Annotated in this window: 1 protein-coding gene; it reads right to left on the bottom strand. The window is 69.2% G+C overall.

Annotated elements, in window-relative coordinates; all coding sequences use genetic code 11:
* Positions 1 to 210: 210 nt before the first annotated feature.
* Complete coding sequence (locus AB0B76_RS57060) at positions 211 to 3588, bottom strand: amino acid adenylation domain-containing protein (RefSeq protein WP_360394268.1); 3378 nt, start codon at positions 3586 to 3588, stop codon at positions 211 to 213.
* Positions 3589 to 3598 lie beyond the last annotated feature (10 nt).

Genomic DNA, 3598 nt, shown 5'->3' with positions numbered 1-3598 from the left:
GCCCCTTGCTGTCTGCCGCCCCGCTCGCCGGCCGCACTGCCGGCGGCGCCCGACCGGCCCACTCGCCGGCCGCAACTACCGCCGACGCCTGACCGGCCCACTCGCCGGCCTCACTACCGGCGGTGCCTGGCCGGCCCGGTCACCGCTCACTGACGGTGTCGCCCGACCGGCCCGCTCCCGGCGCACTCCCGGAGCCCACTCACCGGATCGCTAACGGCGGCGGGCGGCCAGCTCCTCGGCGAGCCGGCGGCCGGCGAAGCGGGGCCCCTCATCGCCCCGGATCAGCGTGAAGTGGGTGCCGGGCGCCTCAACCACCTCGGCCGTCTCCGGCACGGTGGCCAACCACTGCTGCAGCGTGCCACGGTACAGCTCCGCCTCATCCTCCCGAGGCATGAACAGCACCACCCGGCCGTCATGCCGAACCTGCCGACGCAACAGCCCGATCCGGTACCGCACTCCAGCCATCCCATTGACCACCAGCACCCGCCCGGCACGCAGCTGCGCCAGGTCCCCGGCCCGCACCGCCGCGGCACCGTCCTCATCGAGGTTCCAAACCCGCAGCATCATCCCCTCGGCCCACGACCGGAGCGGCCGCCCTTCCGCGATCGCCGCATCGAGCTCACGCACGAGCCGAGTGAGGTTCTTACGCTCCTCACGCATCTCCCGCCGCCGACGCAGCGGCAGGTACGGCGGCCCAACGAGGAACACCTCGGCACCACCCTCACATTGCCGAGCCATCTCGAGTGCGACATAGCCACCCATGGACCACCCGGCGAAGAGGTACGGCCCGTCCGGCTGAATCCGCCGCACCTCCTCCAGGTACGCCGCCGCCATCTCCTCGACCGTGACCAGCGGCTCCTCACCCTCGGCAAACCCGAGCGACTGCAGCCCGATGACACGCTGCCCGTCATCGAGGTGACCGGCCAGCGCCGTGTAGTCGGTAATGCCACCGGTCCCGGAGTGAACAATGAACAGCGGCGGCCCATCGCCACCCCGCCGGATCTCGACCGCGCAGCGGGGCCGCCACACTTCACCGAGGTCCCCAACGAGCGGCGCCAGTCCCGCAACGGTGGGCCGGTCAAAGAGGTCCCCGACACTGAGCTCCCGCCCAATCCCCCGGACGCGCGCCACAAGCTGCGTGGCGAGCAGGGAGTGGCCGCCGAGCTCGAAGAAGTTGTCATGCACCCCGACCCGTTCAACCCCGAGCACGTCGCACCAAATCCCGGCGAGAAGCTCTTCAGCCGCATTGCGAGGCGCAACGAACGCACGCTCGAGTTCGGGTCGACTCTGATCGGGCGCGGGGAGCGCCGCCCGGTCGAGCTTCCCGTTCGCGGTCAACGGAACAGCGGTGAGCTCGACGAACACGGCCGGGATCATGTGCTCCGGCAGCCGCCCGGCCAGGAACGCCCGCAGCTCACCAACCGACGGCATCCCATCCTCGGCCACCAGATACCCGACGAGCCGCTGCCCGTCAGCCACCACAACCGCGGCCGTGACAGCCGGGTGCGCGAGCAGCGCCGCCCGGACCTCGCCGGGCTCGATCCGATACCCACGAACCTTGACCTGATCGTCGGCACGGCCCAGGAACGCAATCAACCCATCCGGACGACGCAGAACAACATCCCCGGTCCGATACAGCCGCTCCCCACCGGCCGCGGCAACGAACCGTTCCGCGGTCAGCTCCGGCCGGCCCCGATACCCGCGGGCCAGCCCCGCACCACCCACATACAACTCACCCCGCACACCAACCGGCACCGGCCGCAACGACCGGTCCAGCACATGCAGCCGGATGTTCGGCAGTGGTGCACCGATCGGCACCACCGCACCGTGCAACACCTCATCCGTGAGCCGCACAGTCGCCACACCAACCGTCGTCTCCGTCGGCCCGTAATGGTTCGCGGCACGACCGACCAGTTCCCGAGCCACCTCGACGGGGGTCGCCTCACCACCCAGGATCAACGCCCGAGCCGGCCGCACCCGGGAGACTCCCAGACCCAGCAGGTGCGATGGCACGATCTTCACGTAATCGATCGCATGCTCAGTCAGATAGGCATCAACCAGGTCCGGATCGGTCACGATCGCCGGGTCCACAAAGTGCAGACACCCACCGGTCGTCAACGCCGTGAACAGCATCGTGTTCCCGAAGTCGGTGGTCGGCGGCTGCAACAGCGCATACGACCGGCCCGGCTCACCGATCCCCAACCGGGACGGCACACCAGTCACATAGTTCAACAGACCCCGGTGGGTCACCTGCACAGCCTTCGGCCGGCCCGTGGAACCGGAGGTGAACATCACGTACGCGACCCGGTCCAGATGCGACACCACCGTGCCCAGCACGGTATCCGGCATGACCTGCAACAGCGGGTCGTCCAGCAGCACGGTCCGCAACCGGCCGACCGGGAGGTCACCGATCACGTCCGCCGTGCCGACCAGAACCGACACACCCGCCTCAGCCAACATGAACGCCGAACGCTGGGCCGGCTGGGAACCGTCCAGGGTCACGTACGCGCCGCCGGCCGCCCACACGGCCAGGACCGCGACCACGAAGTCGGCACCTGAATCAGTGGCCAGACCGACTACCGACTCCGGGCCTACACCCACCGACCGCAGCAAATGCGCGAGACGGTTCGAGCGGCTCACGACCTCGGCGAACGACAGCGACTCACCGCCCGAAACCACCGCGATCGCATCCGACGGCCGGACCAGCTCGTGGATGCCCGACACAGGCGGTAGATCAGCCGCCGTGTCGTTCCAGTCGCTCAGCTCAGCCGTGCCCAGCCCCACCTCCGACAGCCGCACAGTCGCATCCCGCGCCACTGCCGCCAGCAGCTCCTGGAAATGCCCAATCAACCGCCGGATCGTCGACTCGTCGAACAACCTCGTCGCGTAATGGAACGCACCAACCAGACCATCACCCCGCTCCGACACGATCAGCCGCAGGTCAAACTTCGCGGTGACCTCGCGCAGCTCGCCGCCGACCGCGGCGTTGCCGTCGCCGTCATTGAAGTAGTTGAACAGGACCTGGAACAGCGGCGACCGGGAGCGGTCCCGGTCCGTGACCAGCTCGTCCACCAGGCGCTCGAACGGCACATCCTGGTGCGCAAACGCCTCCAACGCTGTGCGCCGCACACGGCTGAGCAACTCCGCGAACGTAGGGTCGCCCGACAAGTCCGTGCGGAGTACCAGCGTGTTGATGAAGTACCCGATCAGACCCTCGATCTCGGCCCGGTTCCGGTTCGCGATCGGCGTGCCGACCACGACGTCGTCCTGCCCGGAGTACCGGGCGAGCAACATCGTGTACAGGCTGAACAGCGTCATGAACATGGACGCCCCGCTGTCCCGGGAAACGGCCCGCAGCGCCGCCACGACGTCGTCCGGCATCGCGAACTCGATCACCGCACCGTCCGAGGACCGCACCGCCGGCCGCGGGTGATCGGTCGGCAGGTCGAGCACCGGCGCCCCGGCGAGCCGCCCGCGCCAGTAGTCGAGATGCCCCTCGAGCACGTCCCCGGCGAGCCAGGCCCGTTGCCAGGCGGCAAAGTCCGCGTACTGCACCGGCAACGGCGCAAGCTCCTCCCCCGCATACAACGCCTCAAGC

The organism is Dactylosporangium sp. NPDC049140, assembly GCF_040648435.1.
This window is presented reverse-complemented; position numbering and strand designations above follow the sequence as displayed.